Origin of the sequence: Caulobacter sp. Root1472, assembly GCF_001426985.1 — a bacterium.
GTDB lineage: Bacteria > Pseudomonadota > Alphaproteobacteria > Caulobacterales > Caulobacteraceae > Caulobacter > Caulobacter rhizosphaerae.
The window spans coordinates 16307-35837 of sequence record NZ_LMFX01000050.1; the positions used below are offsets into that span (position 1 = coordinate 16307).

General features: G+C 65.5%; 16 protein-coding genes. 14 read left to right on the forward strand and 2 right to left on the reverse strand.

Annotated features, from left to right (window positions below; all coding sequences use genetic code 11):
• Positions 1–114: 114 nt before the first annotated feature.
• The 7 genes from ASD47_RS23845 to traA all read left to right on the forward strand — a co-directional run bounded on the left by ASD47_RS23845 (position 115) and on the right by traA (position 9615).
• Positions 115–813 carry a virB8 family protein gene (locus tag ASD47_RS23845; RefSeq protein ID WP_235526184.1) on the forward strand — a complete coding sequence of 233 codons (699 nt, stop codon included), beginning with the start codon at positions 115–117 and terminating at the stop codon, positions 811–813.
• Complete coding sequence (locus tag ASD47_RS23850) at positions 810–1682, forward strand: TrbG/VirB9 family P-type conjugative transfer protein (protein WP_082564777.1); 873 nt, start codon at positions 810–812, stop codon at positions 1680–1682. Before ASD47_RS23845 ends, ASD47_RS23850 begins: the two co-directional genes overlap by 4 nt.
• Positions 1679–2830 carry a type IV secretion system protein VirB10 gene (gene virB10, locus ASD47_RS27300; protein ID WP_200945296.1) on the forward strand — a complete coding sequence of 384 codons (1152 nt, stop codon included), beginning with the start codon at positions 1679–1681 and terminating at the stop codon, positions 2828–2830. Before ASD47_RS23850 ends, virB10 begins: the two co-directional genes overlap by 4 nt.
• The gene (gene virB11, locus ASD47_RS23860; RefSeq protein ID WP_056762153.1) at positions 2830–3831 is read left to right on the forward strand and encodes a P-type DNA transfer ATPase VirB11; all 1002 of its coding nucleotides are present in this window, start codon (positions 2830–2832) and stop codon (positions 3829–3831) included. The genes virB10 and virB11 overlap by 1 nt, the downstream gene beginning before the upstream one ends.
• Positions 3797–5659, forward strand: coding sequence for a type IV secretory system conjugative DNA transfer family protein (locus ASD47_RS23865; protein ID WP_200945297.1), 1863 nt, complete (start codon positions 3797–3799; stop codon positions 5657–5659). The genes virB11 and ASD47_RS23865 overlap by 35 nt, the downstream gene beginning before the upstream one ends.
• Before the next feature lie 180 nt (positions 5660–5839).
• A complete protein-coding gene (locus ASD47_RS23870) occupies positions 5840–6919 on the forward strand; it encodes an LPD7 domain-containing protein (RefSeq protein WP_156402397.1) in 1080 nt (359 codons plus the stop codon).
• Positions 6920–6942: 23 nt separating this feature from the next.
• The gene (gene traA, locus ASD47_RS23875; protein WP_056762156.1) at positions 6943–9615 is read left to right on the forward strand and encodes a Ti-type conjugative transfer relaxase TraA; all 2673 of its coding nucleotides are present in this window, start codon (positions 6943–6945) and stop codon (positions 9613–9615) included.
• Positions 9616–9687: 72 nt separating this feature from the next.
• Here the strand turns inward: traA and pgm are convergent, their stop codons facing one another.
• Entirely contained in the window at positions 9688–11325 is a 1638-nt protein-coding gene (pgm, locus tag ASD47_RS23880; RefSeq protein WP_056762158.1) for a phosphoglucomutase (alpha-D-glucose-1,6-bisphosphate-dependent), read from the reverse strand.
• Between the two features lie 139 nt (positions 11326–11464).
• On the reverse strand, positions 11465–12454 hold the full coding sequence (galE, locus tag ASD47_RS23885) for a UDP-glucose 4-epimerase GalE (RefSeq protein WP_082564778.1): 990 nt from the start codon (positions 12452–12454) through the stop codon (positions 11465–11467).
• 372 nt (positions 12455–12826) lie between these two features.
• Between galE and rfbC the strand changes: the two genes are divergently transcribed.
• Genes rfbC through ASD47_RS23920 form a run of 7 tightly spaced genes read left to right on the forward strand, consistent with a single transcriptional unit; the run spans position 12827 to position 19496 of the window.
• Positions 12827–13396 carry a dTDP-4-dehydrorhamnose 3,5-epimerase gene (rfbC, locus tag ASD47_RS23890; protein WP_056762160.1) on the forward strand — a complete coding sequence of 190 codons (570 nt, stop codon included), beginning with the start codon at positions 12827–12829 and terminating at the stop codon, positions 13394–13396.
• A gap of 29 nt (positions 13397–13425) precedes the next feature.
• The gene (rfbB, locus tag ASD47_RS23895; protein WP_056762162.1) at positions 13426–14478 is read left to right on the forward strand and encodes a dTDP-glucose 4,6-dehydratase; all 1053 of its coding nucleotides are present in this window, start codon (positions 13426–13428) and stop codon (positions 14476–14478) included.
• Positions 14471–15373, forward strand: coding sequence for a dTDP-4-dehydrorhamnose reductase (rfbD, locus tag ASD47_RS23900; RefSeq protein ID WP_056762164.1), 903 nt, complete (start codon positions 14471–14473; stop codon positions 15371–15373). Before rfbB ends, rfbD begins: the two co-directional genes overlap by 8 nt.
• Positions 15370–16257, forward strand: a complete 888-nt coding sequence (gene rfbA, locus ASD47_RS23905) for a glucose-1-phosphate thymidylyltransferase RfbA (RefSeq protein ID WP_056762166.1) — start codon at positions 15370–15372, stop codon at positions 16255–16257. The genes rfbD and rfbA overlap by 4 nt, the downstream gene beginning before the upstream one ends.
• Positions 16254–17375 (forward strand): DUF1972 domain-containing protein, encoded by a 1122-nt coding sequence (locus tag ASD47_RS23910; RefSeq protein WP_056762168.1) that lies wholly within the window; start codon positions 16254–16256, stop codon positions 17373–17375. The genes rfbA and ASD47_RS23910 overlap by 4 nt, the downstream gene beginning before the upstream one ends.
• Complete coding sequence (locus tag ASD47_RS23915; protein WP_082564779.1) at positions 17372–18427, forward strand: glycosyltransferase family 4 protein; 1056 nt, start codon at positions 17372–17374, stop codon at positions 18425–18427. The genes ASD47_RS23910 and ASD47_RS23915 overlap by 4 nt, the downstream gene beginning before the upstream one ends.
• Position 18428: 1 nt before the next feature.
• Positions 18429–19496: an acyltransferase gene (locus tag ASD47_RS23920; RefSeq protein ID WP_056762171.1), complete on the forward strand. Its 1068-nt coding sequence runs from the start codon at positions 18429–18431 to the stop codon at positions 19494–19496.
• The last annotated feature ends 35 nt before the right edge of the window (positions 19497–19531 follow it).

The window sequence follows — 19531 nt, forward strand, 5'->3', positions numbered from 1 at the left end:
CAACCCGTTCGGGTCGATCCTTCCATCGCCGCCCGTCGTCGCTCCTCTCTCGAACCTTGGCGAGCCAGTCTCGAGCCCCGCTTCAGGCGCGGCCCGATCCGAAGCGACGTTTCCTTGCGTGAGCCAACCATCATGACTGGCGTGCCCAGCCCCGAACTCAAAGCCTATTTCGCCGAGGCTCGCAGCTGGGAGCAGGATCGACTGGCGGCCGCCCTTCGATCCAAACGCCTGGCCTGGGCGGCTGCGGCCGGCTCAATGGCCTTGACCATTGTCGCCGTCGGCGCGGTGGCGGCGCTCGCGCCCCTCAAGAGCGTCGAGCCCTTCGTGGTCCGCGTGGATCGCGCGACCGGCTCGGTGGATGTCATGAGCGGCCTGAAGGAGGGGCGTGAGCTGTCCTACGAAGAGGCCGTCAGCAAGTATTTCCTGGGCGTCTATGTTCGGGCTCGGGAAGCCTGGCTGCCAGCCGCGGGGGAGGCCAACTTCAGCCAGGTCTCGATCATGTCCGCTCCCGAAGAGCAGCAGCGTTGGGCCAAGGCTTTTGCCCCCACAAACCCCGCTAGTCCGCAACTCGCCTATGGATCCAACGGTCAGGTCGAGGTCGCCATCAGGGCGATCAGCTTCCTCAATCCGAAGGTCGCCAACGTTCGTTTTCACCGCGTCGTTCGCCAGGGACCCCAGACCTCGGAGAGCGACTGGATTTCGACGATCGCCTTCACCTACACCAGCGCGCCCATGCTTGAGGCCGATCGGCTGCGCAATCCGCTTGGCTTCCAAGTCACGTCCTACCGGGCCGATCCGGAGGTGGCGCGATGAGCTCCTGTCGCAAAACTCACCGCGCGTGGTGGGCCGGATTGCTGCTTGGCGTTTGCCAGTCAGCCGCCGTCGGCGGTCCAGCCTTCGCTCAAGCGCCCGACGCTCCCGATCCGCGCATCAAGATCGTCGATTATGATCCCTTGCGAGTGGTCCGGGTGGTGGGCGCCCTTCGCACCGCCACGCAGATCGTGCTGGACCAGGATGAGGTGATCGAACAGGTGGCGCTGGGCGACTCCGACGGATGGGAAGTCGCCGCCCAAGCCAACACCCTGTTTATCAAGCCCAAGGCGGCGCGCGCGCCGACCAATCTGATCGTCACCGCCAAGGCCGGCGCGGAACGTCGGCACTATACGTTCGAGCTTTCCACCCGCGGCGCGGCGGCTGGTCGCAAAGCGGTCGACGCCGTTTTCGGGTTCCGCTTCCGCTATCCCGAGCAGGACCGTGCGCGCCTTGCCCAGGTTCTTGCCGCCCAGGCCCAGGCGTTGGATCAGAAACTGGTCCAGCTAAGGCTGGAGCGCGGCGTCGTGGAAGGACCGCGCAACCTTGCCTACGTGCTGCAAGGGTCAACGACGATCGCCCCCTCGGAGGTCAGCGACAACGGGCGCTTCACCGTCATGCGGTTCCCCGGAGCGCGGGCTGTTCCGGCCGTCTACGTCGTGGATGAGGCCGGCGCCGAAGCGCTTGTGCCTTTCGACGTCCGCGGTGAATTCGTGGTTGTCCATAGGGTCGCGCCAATGCTGCGCCTGCGCCTCGGGCGCGAGGTGTTGTGCATCATCAACGAGGGAGTCACCGCCTACGGGGTCGGCCTTGGGACCGGCACGGCGTCCCCACAGGTCCAGCGTACGATCAAGGAGGCCACGCGCCCATGACCGAATCTTCGCCTCCAGAGCCTGACTGGCAGGTCGAGCCGGATGTCGCCTCGATGCAGGAGCGTGCGATTTCCCCGGTCGCCGGGCGCTCTGGGGCCGCGCACCCCAGAAAATGGCTCGCCATGAGCGCCCTGATCGTCGGCTGCGGCGTCTTCTACGCCGCCACGGCCAACACCGACCGGCCCAAATCGGCCAAGCCGAGTTCGCAACCTCCTCGACAGCTTGTGTTCTTCCAGGGCGCCAAAACGCCGCCTACGGCCCCCGCTCCGACACTCGCCTCGCCGGGGCCGGACGCGCCCCAGCTCCTAACCGATCGGCCCGTTCCGGCGGCGCCAGCTCTGTCGCTTGTGGATGAGGTCGGGTCTCGGGAAAGTGGCGCCTACAGTCAAGCGTATCGGCCGCCAGGGTCTCCGCACGGCCAGATCGCCGAGACCTCGCCCCTGATGGCCTATTCGCGGCAAGCCACGGAGCCCACAGCGCCGCGCTTGATGGCTCTGAACCACGACGCACCGGGTCAAGAGCGGGCAGGGACGGGCGAACTGGATCAACTGCGCCAAGGCTCGGCTTTGGGCCGCGCCATGGCCAGGTCGGTGGGCGACCGCAACTTCATGATCCTGGCCGGCACTACGATTCCTTGCGTGCTGCTTACGGCGATGGACACCGCGACGCCAGGTTATGTCAGCTGCGTCGTTCCCACCGACGTCTATTCCGACAACGGCGCCGTCGTTCTGCTGGAAAAGGGATCCAGGGTGCTGGGCGAGTATCGTTCGGCCATGCGACAGGGCCAGCGACGGCTCTTCGTGCTTTGGACACGAGCGGTCACGCCAGGGGGCGTGGCGATCGCCTTGGCTTCGCCGGGGGGCGACGCTTTGGGCCGCGCCGGCTTTGACGGCGCCGTCGACAACCATTTCTGGACCCGGTTTGGCGGCGCCTTGATGTTGTCGATCGTCGATGACGCCGTCTTTGCGGCGGCCGGGCGACAGGACAGCTCCCAAATCGTGCGACCGTCTTCCGACGCGGCGGCGGTGGCCTTGGGGCGCTCGATCGGCGTCGGACCGTCACTGACCAAGGCGCAAGGCGAGAAGGTCACGATCTTCGCCGCTCAGGATTTCGATTTTTCCAATGCCTATGATCTGCGGAGCCGGTGATGCCAAGCGACACCGCCGTCCTTGATCACTATCTCGCGCCGTTGCGGCCCCATCTGGCGTGCGACGATGTCACCGAGTTGGTCATCAACAGGCCCGGCGAGTTCGCCGTCGAGCGCGCGGGTTCCTGGCGATGGTTTCAGGAACCTCTACTGACGAGCCAATGGCTACGGACGCTCGCGGTGGCGGCCGCCGCGGCGAGCGCGCAGGACGTCAATCCCGAGCGGCCGCTCTGCTCAACGGTGTTGCCCACGGGTGAACGGTGTCAGATCGTCCTCCCGCCGGCCGCCGAGCAGGTGTCCTTGACCCTGCGCAAGGCCTCTCCGATCGCATGGGGGCTGGAAGATTTCGCAGCGGCGGGCCTTTTTGATTCAGCGGTGCGCGCCACGTCCCACCTTCGCGCCGACGAGATGCTGTTGACGAGCCTGCGCGATGCGGCCTGCTGGGACGAGTTCCTGAGAACGGCGGTGTCGAGCCGGCGCAACATCTTGATCTCCGGTCCGACCGGTTCGGGCAAGACCACCTTGGCCAAGGCGCTTGTCCAGCTCATAGCCGATGACGAGCGCCTGATCACGATCGAGGATGTCCGCGAGCTGGTCGTGCCGCATCGCAACGCCGTCCATCTGCTCTACGCCAAGGGCGATCAAGGCCTGGCTCGGGTCGGGCCGAGAGACCTGCTGGAAGCCGCCCTGCGCATGCGACCCGACCGCATCCTGCTGCAGGAACTGCGCGACTCCAGCGCCTTCTACTTCCTGCGAAACGTCAATTCGGGGCATCCCGGATCGATCACCACCATTCACGCCGACAGCGCCCTTCTCGCCTTCGAGCAGTTGACCCTGCTGATCAAGGAGAGCGAGGGCGGAAGGGACCTGGCGCGTGAGGACATCCGCGCCCTGCTGCACACGCTGATCGATGTCGTGGTGCAAATGCACCGTGTCGGAGAGCGCTATCGCATCACCGAGGTCTATTTTGAGCCCGATCGCAAGCGCGCCCTGGCCTGTTAAGGCCGCCGCCTTGCTCGGCGCGGCCATGCTCGCGGCGAGCACGGCGTCCGTCGTCACGATTATCGTCGCGCTGGCGGGCTTGCATCGGCTGTCGCCGGACATCGACTGGCGCACGGCTCCGGCCTGGTTCTGGTACTACCGCGCCGATCCCAACGTTGAACGCTGGGTCAAGGTCGGCGCGCTGGTGGCCTGCGTCGTGCTGCTTGTGGCCGGTCTGTTCATCGCCCAAGGCTTGCGTCGCCCCCTCTACGGCCGGGCGCGCTTCGCCGGAGAGTCTGAGATTGCCGCCGGCGGGCTGCGCGCCCGAAAAGGGATCGTCCTTGGCCGCGCCAACGGCCGGTTCCTGGTGTTTGGCGGATCAGAGCACGTGATGCTCTACGCCCCCACCCGCACAGGCAAGGGCGTGGGTGTGGTGATCCCCAATCTCCTCAATTGGCCCGACTCGGTCGTTGTTCTGGATGTGAAACGTGAGAACTGGGCCGCCACGGCGGGTTTTCGCGCCGCCCATGGCCAAAAGGTTGTGCTGTTTGACCCCTTGGCTTCAGACGGGGCCACCGCGCGCTATAATCCACTGGCCCATATCGACCGGGGCGATCCGATCGCCACGGTCGATGAGCTCCAGCGCATCGCCACGATGCTTTTCCCCGCGCCGCCCCGGAGCGATCCCTTTTGGGCTGAAGCCGCGCGCACAGGCTTTATCGGCGTGGGCGCCATGGTGGCCCAGACTTCAAGCCTGCCTTTCACCCTGGGCGAAATCCTTCGTCAGCTGACCACCGCAGAGCCCAAGGGCCGGTTGATGGATCTGGTCCAGCAGCGCTCGCGGACCGAAAATCCCCTGTCGCCTGGTTGCGTCAGCGCCCTGTCGGACTTTTGCGCAGCGGCCGATACGACCTTCGCCTCCATTCGCCAGACGCTCACCGCCCGCCTGGGCCTGTGGCTCAATCCCCTGGTCGATCAGGCGACCTCCGCCTGTGACTTTGATCTGCGGACCCTGCGCGAGTGTCGGCAATCAATCTATCTGGCCGCGGCGCCGGAGAATCTTGTCCGCGTCGCCCCGCTCTACAGCTTGCTGCTGCAACAGCTTGTCGACCTTAACACGCGCTGCTTGCCGGCCCAGGACAAGGAAGGGCCGCAGGTTCTGGTCGTGCTCGACGAGTTCGCGCGCCTGGGCCAAGCCCAGGCCATCGCTCATGGCTTTTCCTTCGTCGCCGGATACGGCCTGCGCCTGCTGGCGGTCCTTCAAAGCCCCTCGCAGCTTCGCGCCCAGTATGGGGCGGACCTGGCCGAGGAGATCATGACCAACTGCGGTGTGGAGGTTGCTTTCGCGCCCAAGGACATAACCGCGGCCCAGTCCCTCAGCGATCGGTTGGGCTTCCACGGCGCGCCGTCTCAGTCGAAGACCAGACCCCAGGGCCTTGGCGGCGGATCGCGCAGCGTGAGCCAGTCTGAACAGCGACGCGCGCTAATGTGGCCTCAGGAACTGCTGACCATGCCGCAAGACCAGCTGTTGGTGTTGCGCGGAGGCATGGCCCCGATCCGCGGGCGCAAGATCATCTATTTTCGCGACAAGGCCTTTCGGCCGCGTCTCTTGGCGCCACCGCAGGTCCAGCCCGTCACCGGGGCCGGGGCCGCGGCGACGAGCCCGCCAGGGATTGTGCTGCGCGACATGACGCCTGACGAAATCTCGGGGCGAACACCCCTACGGCTCGACCAGGTCGATCCCAATGACATGGCCCCGCCCCTGCAGGGTGCGATGACCCTGGCTGAGGTCGAGGCCTGGGCCGTCGCCTATCTCGACCACGCCGCGACCGACAGGTCGGCGCGATGAAGCCTTGCGACCTTTCAAAAGGAGTCTCCAATGGCCCGCGGCCCCAAGCCAGCCCGTCGGTCGAACTCAAAAGCCGACCAGGATCTCGCCAACACCCTTGCGCCGGCTCCAGACGAGCATCCCGCCCCCTCGCGCGCCAGGCGCCAGGCGGGGGACCAGCCTCCCTCCTGGGCGCAGCTCTTGAGGTTCGCCGCGCCCGCGCAGGGGCCGAAAAGTCGGAAGACGGCCGCCCTGCCGGTGCTGGTCAAAGGGGTCCTGCCCGCCAGCATCGCAAACCAGTATGTTGCGCGCCCAGGACTGCTGCGACGCCATATCGACTACTACGAAGGCGAGGCGGACCGCCGGCCCGCCTTCAGAGATCGCGGCCGCGGCCTGGTCGCGTATCGCGTCGACTCCGCGACGGTGATCTCGCTGGTGGCGATCGCCAGTCATCGCAACTGGCGAGACTTGAAGGTCACCGGTGATCGATCCTTTCGGCGGGCCGTCTGGTTGGAAGCCATGCGTGCGGGCCTCCACATTAGAGGATATAGGCCAAGCGCGCGGGACCGCGAGGCCGCCCTGGCGCTTGAAACCCTTCCGGCCGCCCCGAAGAGGGTGGGCCAGCGTTCAGGGGCGCGCAACGCGCCGGACCGCGCCGCTCAAAAATCGAGCCCAGAACGCAAGGCGGCGTCTCGCGTCCACCGCGATCCAGCGCTGACGTTCCAACGGGGCGTCTCGGGGGTGCTGGTGGAACACGGCCATGCGCCCTATCAGCACCAGCCCGGCGCCAAATCCACGCCGTTCGTTCGCGTGGACATTGGCGCGGCCAAGCCCTTCGAGGTCTGGGGCGTAGATCTATCCAAGACGCTTCAGGGGGCGAAGGTTCAGCCAGGCGACGCCATCACCCTTAGCTGGCACGGCGCTGACTATAGCGACGTTCGCATTGAGAAGGTCGCGTCCGCGTCCCGCTCGCCAAAGCGTGCACGTCACCCCGACCCGACGCAACCGTCCAAGGCCTTGGGAGCCAATCCTGAAGGGCGCGACCCGGTTTCGGCGCCGGCCCAGGCGCGCATGGCCGTCATCGACGCCGTCGCCCGCGCCAAGCTCGACCAGCCGCGCGATCGCGCCCAGATCGCCGCCGCCGCCGCCGCCAAGCTGGCTGAACACATGGCCCGTGGTCGCAGCTTCACCGCGCCGAAAGTGATCGAAAGAGCCGTGCATCCTAGTCTCGACCTGGGTCCGACCAGACCCGCGCCGACGGCCCAAGGCCGCGCCCGCTAGGCTGCACGGATGGGAGGCGGCTCATGGCGATGTATCATCTTGCGGTCAAGATCATTGGGCGAGCCAAGGGTTCTCGCGCTGTATCCGCCGCGGCCTACCGCGCAGGCGCGCGCCTCTATGACGAGGGCTTGTGTAAAATCCATGACTTCACCCGCAAACAGCACGTCGTCCATTCTGAGATCATCGCGCCTTGCGCTGCGGCGCGTAGGGCTTGGCCTGGTCAAGCTCACCTGTGGAACGCGGTGGAAGCCGCTGAGAAGCACAAGAACGCCCAGCTTGCGCGCGAGGTCGTGGTGGCCATTCCGCCCGAGCTTGGTCAACAACGCGGCATCGTCTTGGTTCGCGATTGGGTGCGGCGAACCTTTGTCGACCAGGGCATGATCGCCGACCTCAATGTCCACTGGGACGTGGCTGGCGACGGCAAGGCCAATCCGCACGCCCACATCATGCTCACCATGCGGCGCGTCGTCGAGACACCCGGCTCCGTCAGCTTCGGCCTCAAGGCTCGCGAGTGGAACAAACCGTCCTTCTTGATGAACTGGCGCCAAACCTGGGCTGAGCAGGTCAACGAAAGCCTTGCCCGTGCCAATGTCGATGCACGTATCGATCATCGGTCCTATCGGGCGCAAGGAATCTGGCTCGATCCCCAGCGGCATTTGGGGCGCGCCGCTTTGGAAGCGGATCGTCGGGGTCGGCCCTCCGCCAAGGTGCAGGCCTACCGCGACACGGCGCGGCGAAACGGCGAGCGTCTGATGGCCCATCCCGAGATCGGCCTTGCAGCGATCACTCATCAGCAGGCCACCTTCACGGCCAATGACCTTGCGCGCTTTGCCCACTACCACAGCGACTCCAAGGCCCAGTTCGACGGGGTGTTGAGCGCTCTGCGCCAGTCGCCGGCGCTTGTCGCCCTGGGACGCGATGCTCGGGGCGATGAACGCTACACCAGCCTGGACATGCTGGGCGTCGAACAACGGTTGGACGACGCCGCGGCGATGATGGCGAGGATGCGGAGCCATGCGGTAAATCCAGGTTTCGTCGCCGAAGCGCTGCTCGCCGCCCGGCACGACGGCCTGACCCTGTCCGAGGAGCAGCGCGCGGCTGTCGATTTCATGACCAGGCCATCGGCGCTTTCGACGGTCGTCGGCTACGCTGGGGCCGGCAAGGGCGTGGCGCTTGGGGTCGCGCGGCGCGCGTGGGCCGCCCAGGGCTACCGGATCCAGGGTGCGGCCTTGTCGGGAATAGCCGCCGAAAACCTGCAAGAGGCGGCGGCCATACCGTCACGGACTCTGGCCAGCCTCGAACACGCCTGGTCGCAGGGCCGCGATGGTTTGACCGAGCGCGACGTGCTGGTGATCGATGAGGCGGGATTGGTGGGATCGCGCCAGATGCAAAGCGTCTTCGACCACGCCCTTGGCGCAGGCGCCAAGATCGTTCTGGTGGGCGACGTCGAACAACTCCAGGCGATCCAAGCGGGCGCGGCGTTTCGTTTGATCGCCCAACGCCATGGCGCGGCTGAAATCACCGAGATCCGACGGCAACTGCAGTCATGGCAGGCGGCGGCCACCTTGGCCATGGCCGACGGCCGCACGGAGGCGGCGCTGGACGCCTACCGAGACGCTGGACATGTTCACGCCCATGAAGACAGCCAAGCTGCGCAAGACGCCATGATCGCGCGCTGGGCGGCGGACCGGCAAAGCCACCCCAGCCACTCGCAACTGCTCCTGGCCCATGGTCGCGACGAGGCGCAGCGCCTTAATCAATCTGCCCGGCTGCAGCTCAAGGCCGAAGGCGCGCTGGGGCCCGATCATCGCATCGCCACCGCTGAGGGCGAACGCCTGTTTGCTGTCGGCGATCGCGTCTTCTTCGGACGAAACGCACGCGAACTGGGCGTCAAGAATGGCACGGTCGCAACGATTGCGGGCATCCAGGACATGACGTTGAAGGCGCGCCTGGACGATGGTCGGCTCGTCGTCGTTGATCTGACGGTCTACGACCATCTCGACCACGGCTACGCCACCACCGTTCACCGCGCGCAGGGTGTGACCGTGGATCGGGTCTACTTCCTGGCCAGTCAGGGCGCTGATCGTCATGCCGCCTATGTGGCTCTCAGCCGACACCGACATGCGGTCTGGCTGCACTATGGCCGCGATCAATTCTCTTCGTATGGCGACTTGGCGCGCTCCCTGGGTCGGGACCGTCCAAAGGACATGGCTTTGGACTATATGGGCCTTCTTGCAGACCATCGTGACCAGGTCAGGTCGCCGCTCTCAGGTGAACCGCGTACCTTTGGCCGCGCGCGCTCCGACGTGCAGCGCATCGACGCCCATCCGCACGTGACACGTTTGCTGGAGCGTTACGCAGCGATCGTCCTGGATCTCCAGCGCTCGCATCGACAGGACATGGACTTGGCGAGGGCGCGGAGGGGTGACCTGGAACAGGTCACCAAAGCTATCATGCAGCTGTGGCCCGGGGCCGCGCACGACTTAGCCAGGGTCATTGAGAAGAATCCTGGCTTGCTCGGCTGGGCCGCCCAAGGGCGAGGTGAGGCCGCCGCCGCCGCTCTAGTCGCTCATCGGGACCGGACGCGCGCCTCCGCCGCAGACGGCGCAGCCTTGTCTGTTCACCCGCAAGGAACGGGCGCGACGCCCCGTTCCGCACGACGGCGCGAGCGATCCTTGAGCCCACAAGCGCCTTGAAATAGGTCGCTAGGGGCGCCGGTCAGGCAGGCATTCGGCTGTGGCGTCCTGGAAGACATCAATCCGACTGGCCTAGCCGTCGAGCGCGCCCGCAACCAGCTGCTTGGCTTGGGCTTGAACTTCGCTGAGGTGATCTGGGCCCAGGAAGGACTCGGCGTAGATTTTGTAGACGTCCTCGGTGCCCGACGGCCGGGCGGCGAACCAGGCGTTGCGGGTCACCACCTTGAGCCCGCCGATGGCCTCGCCGTTGCCGGGCGCCTGGGTCAGAATTTGCTCGATCGCTTCGCCCGCCATCTCGGCGGCCTTGACGTCGTTAGGGCTGAGGGATCCCAGGCGCGCCTTTTCCTCTCGCGAAGCGGGGGCGTCGATGCGGGCATAGGCCGGGGCGCCATGCTCGAGGGTCAGGTCGGCATAGAGCTGGCTCGGGCTGGCCCCGGTCACGCCCTGGATCTCGGCCGCCAGCAGACCCAGCAGCAGGCCGTCCTTGTCGGTGGTCCAGACGGTCCCGTCCTGACGCAGGAAGGCCGCGCCAGCCGACTCCTCGCCGCCGAAGCCGACGCTGCCGTCCACCAGACCTGGCACGAAATGCTTGAAGCCGACCGGCACCTCCAACAGGCGGCGGCCCAGCTTGGCGACCACGCGATCGATCATCGAGGAGGAGACCAGGGTCTTGCCGACGGCGACGTCGGCGCCCCACTGCGGCCGGTGGCTGAACAGATAGGCGATGGCCGCGGCCAGATAGTGATTGGGATTCATCAGGCCGCCGTCGGGCGTGACGATGCCGTGGCGGTCGGCGTCGGCGTCGTTGCCGATCGCCACGTCGAATTTGGCGCCGCCTTGCATGGTATGGATCAGATTGGCCATGGCGCAGGCCGACGAGCAGTCCATGCGGATCTTGCCGTCGGTGTCGAGCGGCATGAACGCCCAGCGCGGATCGACCCGGTCGTTGACCACCCTCAGGTCCAGCCGGTGCCGGTCGGCGATCTCTCCCCAATAGGCGACAGCGGCCCCGCCCAAGGGATCGGCGCCGATCCGGACGCCGGCGCGACGCACGGCCTCGAGGTCCAGCACGCTGGGCAGGTCGTCGATATAATGGGCCAGGAAGTCGTACTCGCTCGCCGCGGCCCGGGCGCGCTCGAACGGAATCCGCCGGACGTCGGTCAGCCCGTCCTTCAGCAGTTGATTGGCCCGCGCCGCGATCGGCGTGGTGGCGTCCGAGCCGGCGGGGCCGCCCGAGGGGGGATTGTACTTGAAGCCGCCATCACGCGGCGGGTTGTGCGACGGGGTGATCAGCACGCCGTCGGCCGACCCTGGCGCGACGCGGTTGTGCTTGAGAATGGCGTGGGACACCGCCGGCGTCGGCGTGAAGCCGTCGCGCGAATCGACCATCACCGTGACGCCGTTGGCGACCAGCACCTCCAGCGCCGTGCGCCAGGCCGGCTCGGAGAGGCCATGGGTGTCGCGGCCCAGGAACAGCGGTCCGGTGATCCCCGCGGCGGCCCGGTATTCGGCGATCGCCTGGCTGATGGCCAGGATATGAGCCTCGTTGAAGGCGCCGTCCAGGCTGGAGCCGCGATGGCCGGAGGTGCCGAAGGTCACCCGCTGGTCGACCCGGGAAACGTCCGGATGGATATCCTCATAGGCCTTGAGCAGGGCGGTCAGGTCGATCAGGTCTTCGGGACGGGCCTGTTGGCCGGCGCGGTCATGCATGAAAAAACCCTATTGCTCGCCACGGGAGGCGACAATGTCGCCCCCTGCGGGGGATCGGCGGAGGCGGTGTGTAGCCGCCAAATGCGTCAGTGTTGATACGGTCGGTGGCGGCGAGACCGAGCGTCTGCCTCTGGAACGATCAGCGCTTGAGGTCCGGCGCGCCGTTGGCGTGCCAGGCCCAGGCGTGCTCGATGATGGCGTCCAGATCATGGCGAGGGCTCCAGCCTAATTGCTCGCGGGCCTTGCGGTTGTCGGCCACCAGGGTGGGGGCGTCGCCGGCCCGGCGCTCCGCCAACTCCAGCGGGAACGGCCGGTTGGATCGCCGCTCGATGGCGCCGACCAGTTCGCGCACGCTGGTGCCCGTGCCGGTGCCCAGGTTGAAGACCGCGCTCCCCTTGCCGCCCAGCAACCACTTCAGCGCCAGGACGTGGGCGTCGGCCAGGTCCAGCACGTGGATGTAGTCGCGTATGCAGGTTCCGTCGCGGGTGTCGTAGTCGCCGCCGAACAGCGTGAACTTGTCCCGCTCGCCGCGGGCGGCGGCGATCGCCAGCGGGATGGCGTGGGTCTCCGGCTCGTGCTTTTCGCCGATCCGGCCCTCTGGGTCGGCGCCGGCGGCGTTGAAATAACGCAAGGCCACCGAGCGGAAGCCCTTGTAACGATCCAGGTCCTCGAGGACCTGCTCGACCATCAGCTTGCTGCGCCCGTAGGGGTTCAGCGGGGCCTGCGGATGCTTCTCGTCCATCGGCACGTAGACCGGCGCGCCGTAGGTTGCGCAGGTCGAGGAAAACACCAGCTTGTCGACGCCGGCCCTTTGCGCGGCCTGGATCAGGGTCAGGGTTCCGCCGACGTTGTTCTCGTAGAACGCGCCTGGCTCGGCGATCGAAAACCCGACCTCGATGAAGGCCGCGAAATGTACGACGGCCAGGGGTTTGTGTTTGGCGAAGACGGCGTCCAACCGCGCGGCGTCCCGGATGTCGCCGACCTCGAGCGGGCCCCACTGAACAAACGATTCCCAGCCGTTCGACAGGTTATCATAGACGACGGGCGTGTATCCGGCCTCGGCGAGTCTAAGGCAGGTGTGCGCGCCGATATAGCCCGCGCCGCCAGCAACAAGGATGGATGCCTTCAAGATCGCGCTCCGCGTCCGTCGCCGCCGTCTCTTGCGCGATGGATCTCGAGTCCTCCTAGGGCAATGCTCATCTAAGCGAAATATCAAAAACAACAGCGGTGCGAAGGTGCGTCGACCCTCACGGTGGAGCTTAGATTGGGTGCGCCAAGCGCAGCCTGTTTCGCCCTATATTTCCACGGATGGCCTGCCGCTTCAGGAAAATAACCCCAAATGCCGCAAGTTTCGCGGTTCTGTCATTGATTCTGAGGCGTGATTAGACAATTCAAGTCTCAAAATCCAGCCGTTCATGCCGCCGCTTGACCCAATAACGCCGATGTTGCAATGCAATGCGGCGAGCGGCGGCCGACCACCGTTAAGATATAGGACGAAAATATGACGCTTGGCGTGTGTGTAATTAAAACTCGTCGGTTTGAAGATGATCGAGGGTGGTTTTCAGAGACCTACAACGCGCCGAAAATGATTGCCTTGGGTATCGATTCTACATTCGTGCAGGACAATCAGTCCTACTCGAAGTATTCTGGAACTATCCGAGGGATCCATTTTCAACGACCACCCCACGCCCAAGCCAAGCTCGTGCGCTGCGTCAAAGGTCGGATCCTGGATTATGCTATCGACTTGCGAAAGGGATCGCCGACCTACGGCCATCACGTCTGCGCCGAGTTGAGCGCGCAGAACAGCCAACAACTATTCGTGCCGATCGGATTTGGCCACGCCTTCGTCACGCTCGAGGACGATACAGAGGTAGCCTACAAGGTCTCGGACGTTTATTCGCCGGAGCACGATGGTGGAATCGTCTGGAACGATCCGGCGCTGAGCATTGATTGGCCGCTGCCGACCGGGGGCGCGACGCTTTCGGTGAAGGACCAGGCGCTGCCGCTGCTCGAGGCCTTCGACAGCCCGTTCGAGTACGACGGCAATCCATTGAACCTGGCTCAGGTCTGAGCTCACGACACGCAAGTGGAGACTGGTAGTTGCGCATTCTAATTACCGGCGGCGCCGGCTTCATCGGTTCCGCCTTGGTGCGGCGGCTGATCGCGAGCAGCGATCATGAGGTCCTCGTCTTCGACAAGCTGACCTATGCGGGCGTGCTGGAGTCGTTGGACCCCGTCGCGGACAGTCCACGGTACCGCTTCGTCCAGGCCGACATCGCCGACTCGGACGCGGTCGCGGCGGCGCTGGCCTCGTTCCGCCCGCAGGTGATCGCCCACCTAGCGGCCGAAAGTCACGTCGATCGCTCGATCGATGGGCCGGGCGATTTCATTCACACCAATATCGTCGGCACCTTCACCCTGCTTCAGCAGGCGCTCCACTATTGGAGCGGGCTGGAGGGCGACGAAAAGGCCGCGTTCCGCTTCCATCATATTTCGACGGACGAGGTCTTCGGATCGCTTGGCGAAGAAGGCTACTTCACCGAAACCACGCCCTACGATCCGCGATCGCCCTATTCGGCGTCGAAGGCTTCGTCGGACCATCTGGTCCGCGCGTGGGGCCACACCTACGGTCTGCCGGTGCTGGTCACCAACTGCTCCAACAACTACGGCCCGTACCATTTCCCGGAAAAGCTGATCCCGCTGGTGATCATCAAGGCTTTGGCCGGCGAGCCCCTGCCGGTCTATGGTGACGGCTCCAACGTCCGCGACTGGCTCTTCGTCGAGGATCACGCGGCGGCGCTGCAGGCCGTCTTCGAGCAGGGGGAGCCGCTGGAGACCTACAACATCGGCGGAAACTCCGAGCGCAAGAACCTGGACGTGGTCAAGGCGATCACTAGCACGCTGGATCGCCTGTCGCCCCGCGCCGACGGCAAGTCCTATGCCGGTCAGATCACCTTCGTGAAGGACCGGCCCGGCCACGATCAGCGCTACGCCATCGATGCGAGCAAGATCCGGCGCGAACTGGACTGGACGCCCTCGGTGACCTTCGAGCAGGGCATCGAGCGGACGGTTGCCTGGTATCTGGCCAACCGTCCCTGGTGGCAGGCCATTCTCGACAAGCGGGACGCCACGGCCCGACGCGGCCATGGGTGAGCCCATCGCGATCTTGGTGACGGGCGGGGCCGGTCAGGTCGGCGCCGAGCTGCAGGCCCATGCCTGGCCTGCGGGCGTGAAGGTGCTTGCGCCCGCCCGGTCAGAGCTCGACCTGACGGACGCGGCCAGCGTCGCGGCCTGGTTTTCCGCCAATCCCGTGGCGGCCGTGATCAACCCGGCCGCCTATACCGCCGTCGACCGGGCCGAGACGGAAATCGGCGCCGCCTTCGCCGCCAACGCCCTCGCGCCCGCCCTGCTGGCCGAGGCGACCAAGGCGGCGGGCGTTCCGCTGGTGCATGTGTCGACAGACTATGTCTTCGATGGCCAGGGCGACGAGTTCAACGCCGAGGAAGCTCCCGTGGCGCCCTTGGGCGTCTATGGGGCCAGCAAGCTGGCGGGCGAGTTAGCCGTGCGTTCGGGCAATCCTCGCTCGGTCGTGGTTCGGACGGCTTGGGTGCTGAGCGTCCATCGCGCCAACTTCCTCAAGACGATGCTGCGCCTGGCCGGGGATCGGGACCGGGTCTCGGTCGTGGCGGACCAGTTCGGCTGTCCGACCTCCGCTCGCGATATCGCCCACACGCTGGCGACGATCACCTTGAGAATGATGGCCGATCCGACCGCGCCGACCGGCGTCTATCATTTCGTCAACGCCGGCGAGACAAGCTGGAGCGGCCTGGCCCAGGAAATCTTCGCCCAAAGCGCCCGCCATGGCGGCGCCTTCGCCGAGGTGACGCCGATCACTACGGCCGACTATCCGACGCCGGCCCGGCGGCCGGCCAATTCCCGACTTTCCACTGCGAAGATCACGGCCGACTACGGCGTCACACCCCGCCCCTGGCGGGACGCCGTCGCCGAGATCGTCGAGGAACTTTCGAACAGGAGCGTTGCGCCATGAAGGGCATCATACTTGCCGGAGGTTCGGGCACGCGTCTGCACCCCATGACCCAGGTCACGTCCAAGCAGCTGATGCCTGTGTACGACAAGCCGATGATCTACTATCCGCTGTCCACGCTGATGCTGGCGGGGATCCGCGAGATTCTGATCATCTCGACGCCGCGCGACACGCCCTCCTTCCAGGCGCTGCTCGGCGACGGGTCGCAATGGGGCTGCAGCATCGAGTACGCCGTGCAGCCCAATCCGGAGGGCCTGGCCCAGGCCTATATCATTGGCGCGGACTTCGTGGCGGGCTCGCCCTCGGCCCTGATCCTGGGCGACAACATCTTCTACGGCCACGGCTCCACCGACCTGTTCAACAGCGCGTCGGCCCGCGGCGCCGGCGCCACGGTGTTCGCCTATCACGTCACCGATCCCGAGCGTTACGGCGTGGTCGCCTTCGACGAGAAGATGCGCGCCCTGTCGATCGAAGAGAAACCAGCCAAGCCGCAGTCCAACTGGGCGGTCACCGGCCTCTATTTCTACGACGCCGACGTGGTGGACATCGCCGCCGACCTCAAGCCGTCCCCGCGCGGCGAACTGGAGATCACCGACGTCAACCGCACCTATCTGGAGCGCGGCAAACTGTCGGTGGAGATCATGGGCCGCGGCTACGCCTGGCTCGACACCGGCACGCCGGACAGCCTGATCGAGGCGGCCGAGTTCGTGCGGACCCTCGAGAAGCGCCAGGGCTTCAAGATCGCCTGTCCAGAGGAGATCGCGTTTGTGAAGAACTTCATCGACGCCCGGCAGCTGGAGAAGCTGGCCGACAACCTGGGCAAGTCGACCTACGGGCAATATCTGCGCAATGTCTTGCGTCTGCATGGCGGATACACGCCGGCATGACCAAGGTTCGCAAGCTTTCCATCCTGGGCACCCGTGGCGTCCCCGCCGGCCATGGCGGCTTCGAGACGTTCGCCGAGCACTTCGCCTTGCACATGGTCGCTAAGGGCTGGGACGTGACGGTCTATTGCCAAGCCGACGACGGCCCGCCCGGACCCGTCATCGACGAGTGGCGAGGGGTGCGTCGCGTGACCTATGTCGCCGACTCCGGCGCGACGGGAACGATGAAATTCGACTGGATGTGCGTGATGCACGCCATGCGGTCCGAAGGCGTGATGCTGGTGCTGGGGTACAACACCGCAGTGTTCAGCGCATTGTTGCGTTTGAGCGGCCATCCTGTGCTGACCAACATGGACGGCATCGAATGGAAGCGCGCCAAGTGGCCATGGCATGGCCGGATCTGGCTCTATCTGAACGAATGGATCGGAGCGCTCACCTCCACCAAGCTCATCGCCGACCATCCGGAGATCGAGCGTCACCTGGCGCGACGGCGTAGCAAGCGCGACATCGTCATGATCCCCTATGGGGCCGATGCGGTGACCGAGGCTTCCGAGGAGCCGATCAAGGCGCGCGGCCTCAACCCGGGCCGCTATCTGATCTCGATCGGCCGGATCGAGCCCGAGAACAACATCCTGCCCATGATCGAAGCCTTCGCGGCCCGCGAGCGTGAGCTGCAGTTCGTCTGCCTGGGCAAGCTCGAGCCCGAGAAGAACCCCTACCACGCCGCGGTCCTCAAGGCCGGCGAGGGCCGGGTACTGTTCCCGGGCGCGATCTACGACGCTGCGGTGGTGCGGGCGTTGCGGTTCCACGCCGCCGCCTACTGTCACGGCCACAGTGTCGGCGGCACCAATCCTTCGCTCGTCGAGGCGTTGGGCGCGGGCAACGCGATCGTCGGCCATGACAATCCGTACAACCGGTGGGTCGCCGGCCCCGACCAGTGGTACTTCCCCGACAAGGACGCCTGCGCCCGCTGTTTCGACGAGATCGAGGCTGGCGGCGAACGCCTCCAGCAGGCTCGGGCCGCCGCGCGCCATCGTTTCGAAACGGCCTTCCTTTGGTCGGATATCCTGTCGGAGTATGAGGCTTTGTGCCTCGCCGCCATCGACCAGAAATCTGTATGAGCCCCTCGATCCGTCGCCTGGGCGCTGCAAGAAAGGGATCCTGTTTGTCTACGCTGCGCGTGCTGCACATCACCAACGCCTTCCCCTATGCGGAGGTCCCGGAATACGGCGTCTTCGTGAAGGAGCAGATCGATTCTCTCGACCGCGCGGGTGTGGAGACAAAGGTTCTGTTCATGAACGGGCGCCGCGACGGCAAGAGCGCCTATACCAAAGGCGTGAGCGACATCCGCAAGGCGGCGGCGAACTACGATATCCTGCACTGCCACCATCTCTACTCAGGCTTCGCCACGGCCTTGGCCTTCACGGGTAAACCCGTCGTGCTCTCGTTTCTCAACGACTGGCTGCACGAGATGGACGGCGTGAAATCGGAAATGGCGCGCAAGCTAGGCTGCGGGTTTGGCGTGCGCTGGGCCGACCGGGTGATCTTCAAGAGCCCTGTGCCGGCCGCCCTGGGCGGGAGCGACCGCTATCTCAACCTGCCCAATGGGGTCAACGCCACCCAATTTCGCATCATCCCGCGGCAGGAGGCGCGCGCGCGTTTGGGCCTTTCCCCAGACGCCGTCTATGTCCTCTTCGTCAGCTCAAAAGACAAGAACCGTGCACAGAAGCGCTACGACCGCTTCGCCGCCACGATGGATATCGTCCGCGAGACCAATCCCGGCAAGCAGATCGAGGAGTTGGTGCTGGTCAACCAACCACGCGAGCGGGTGCTGGATTTCTTCAACTCGGCCGACCTGCACCTGCTGTCGTCCGACTTCGAGGGCTCGCCCAACTCGGTGAAGGAGGCGCTGTGTTGCGGCACACCAGTGGTGACCACGGACGTGGGCAACGTCAAGGAGATGCTGGAGGGTGTGCCCAACTCCTATGTTTCGTCGTCGACCGAGCCGCAAACACTGGCCGAGCTGGTCCAGAAGGTCGTTTCAGCTGACGTCGACCGCGAGGCCGTCCGCGACGGTTTCTTGGCCAAAGGCCTGAGTCAGGAGGCGATCGCTCAGAAGCTGATCTCCGTCTACGAGGAGACCATCGCGCGCAAATCGAAAGATCGGAAGTAAGATGGACGCCAACGAGTCAAACAAGCAGTTCAACCTGATCCAGGTTCTCCGCTTCGTCGCGGCAGCGATGGTGCTTGTCTTGCACTCGTCCTTCTACACGTCCGAGCGGCTCGTGGACGGCGCGGCCGTATGGCACGTGGGGCGCTACGGCGTCGACATCTTCTTCGTCATTAGCGGCTTCGTGATGATGATCTCGGCCAGCTCGCTGACCTCCCGCCCAGGCGGCTGGTGGACCTTCCTAAGCCGGCGGTTCATCCGCATCTTCCCGCTTTACTGGGTCGCGACCACCATTAACCTGGCCGTCCTGCTGGTGATGCCCTCGGTCGTGCTGCACTCCCAGTTCAAAGTCTGGGAGATCGTCTCGTCCTATTTCCTGATCCCCCATCGCGACGCGAAGGGTGTGATCGAGCCTCTCGTCGGTGTCGGCTGGACGCTGATGTTCGAGATGATGTTCTACTACTGCTTCACGCTGTGTCTTAAATTCAAACTCTCGCCGCTGAAGACGATCATCCCAGTTTTCGTGGTGCTGGCGGCGCTTTCGTTCTTCAAGACGCCCGCGTGGCCGACCATCGCCTTCTTCTGCAATGTGCGGGTACTAGAGTTCTGCACGGGCATGCTTCTGGCCAAATATATCCGGAAGGTCCCGACCGGGCTGAAGTGGGGCCTGCCGTTCGCCATCGTCGGGTTCGTCATCCTGCTGACCCCGGCCTTTGGGACGGCGCCGGTCGTCTCGCCGCTGCTGATGGTGCTGGCTTCAACGCTGGTGGTGGCTGCCGCTGTCAGCCTGGAGCCCCAGTTGGGGCCGCGCGCGCCGGGTTGGCTGCTGATCTTGGGCGCGGCGTCGTACGCGCTCTATCTGTTCCACCCGCTGATCGCCCCGGCGGTCCCGATGGTGCTGAAGAAGCTTGCGATCCATTCGGCGCCGCTCTCGATCTTGCTGTGCATCTGCGTGGCGTTGCCTGCGGGTCTATTCATGCACTTCCTGGTCGAGCGTCCGATCGACTCCGCGATTCGTCGGTGGATGGGGCGGCGTCCGAAGAAGGTCGACGAGGTCCGGGCGGCCGCCTGAACCCTCGGCGCCTTGGGCGCGCAGTTAGAGAGGAG